The sequence below is a fragment of the Arcicella gelida genome (assembly GCF_034931025.1).
Lineage (GTDB): Bacteria > Bacteroidota > Bacteroidia > Cytophagales > Spirosomataceae > Arcicella > Arcicella gelida.
Map to the genome: position 1 here is coordinate 1 of NZ_JAYGIL010000071.1, position 1,350 is coordinate 1,350.

The 1,350-nt window shown below is 37.6% G+C and carries 1 protein-coding gene; it reads right to left on the reverse strand.

What is annotated here, in order from left to right; translation table 11 throughout:
* Window positions 1-41 precede the first annotated feature (41 nt).
* On the reverse strand, window positions 42-1,241 hold the full coding sequence (locus VB776_RS24445; protein WP_323699464.1) for an IS256 family transposase: 1,200 nt from the start codon (window positions 1,239-1,241) through the stop codon (window positions 42-44).
* Window positions 1,242-1,350: the final 109 nt, after the last annotated feature.

Genomic DNA, 1,350 nt, shown 5'->3' on the forward strand with positions numbered 1-1,350 from the left:
GACACTATCCCTAATTTTGTGTAAGTTGTTTTTTGTATTGATTATTTGTTTTTGATTCTTTGGTCAAAAATAAGGTAAAATTGGTTGATAATAATTCCCCAGTTTTGAATGGGTTTTGTCCAAACTTTGGCTACTTCGTTGACTGCTAGATACACTGATTTTAATACGGCTTCATCAGTTGGGAAGGAGAGCTTGTTTTTAGTATATTTTCTTATTTTCCCGTTCAAGTTTTCTATCAAATTGGTGGTATAGATGATTTTTCTTATTTCCACTGGGAAGTCAAAAAATACGGTTAGTTCATCCCAATTATCTTTCCAACTTTTGATGGCATATTGGTATTTAGCTTGCCATTTATTGGCAAAATCCTCCAGAGCCGCTTGTGCTGCTTGCTTGGTGGGAGCTATATAGATATTCTTCATGTCTTGACTAAAGTCCTTTCGGTCTTTGTAAGATACATATTTACAGGCATTTCTGATTTGATGGACGATGCATATTTGAGTATTGGATTGTGGGAAAATGGTTTTAATGGTTTGAGTAAAACCCTGAAGATTATCCGTAGCAGTAATAAGAATATCTTCTACACCTCTGGCTTTTAAATCACTCAAGACATTCATCCAGAAGCTAGCACTTTCATTTTTACCTACCCAAAGCCCTAATACCTCTTTATAGCCCTCTTTGGTAAGTCCTACGGCAATATACACGGTTTTATTGATGACTCTTGACTGTTCTCGTACTTTAAAGACGATACCATCCATCCAAACTACCAGATAAACACTGTCTAAAGGACGGTTTTGCCAAGCCAGAATATCGGCATTGATGCGGTCGGTAATCCTTGAAATACTCGTGGTCGATAGCTGAAAACCATATACTTCATGTAGTTGTTCTTCAATATCAGAGGTACTCATACCCTTGGCATACAAGGAGATAATCACGTTTTCTATCCCTTGGGATACCTGACGACCTTTGGGAACAATCACAGGCTCAAAACTTGATTCTCGGTCACGGGGTACTTGAATTTGGGTTGCTCCTGATTCCGTTTTAATCGTCTTGCTACTGTAACCATTACGGGCGTTGGTCTTCGAGCGTTTCTGATGCTTATCATAGCCTAAATGCGCATCTAGCTCTCCTTCAAGCAAGGCTTCAATACCTCGCTTGTAAAGCGTGTCCATAAAAGTGGTAAACTCTGAACCACTCTTGAATTGTTTGAGAAAATCCCCCTCTAAAAGTGTTGACTTGTCCATAAAAAATAACAATTATTGTTGCTAAGTTATTTAACTTTTTTAGTTTGACATTTGATTTTTTAAAAAATCAAATGTCAAACTAAACTTACACAACTAAAGGGAGGGTGCC

Bases quoted from the DNA above. Each gene is read 5' to 3' on its own strand.
- VB776_RS24445 (WP_323699464.1), bottom strand. From the start codon at position 1,241: ATGGACAAGTCAACACTTTTAGAGGGGGATTTTCTCAAACAATTCAAG.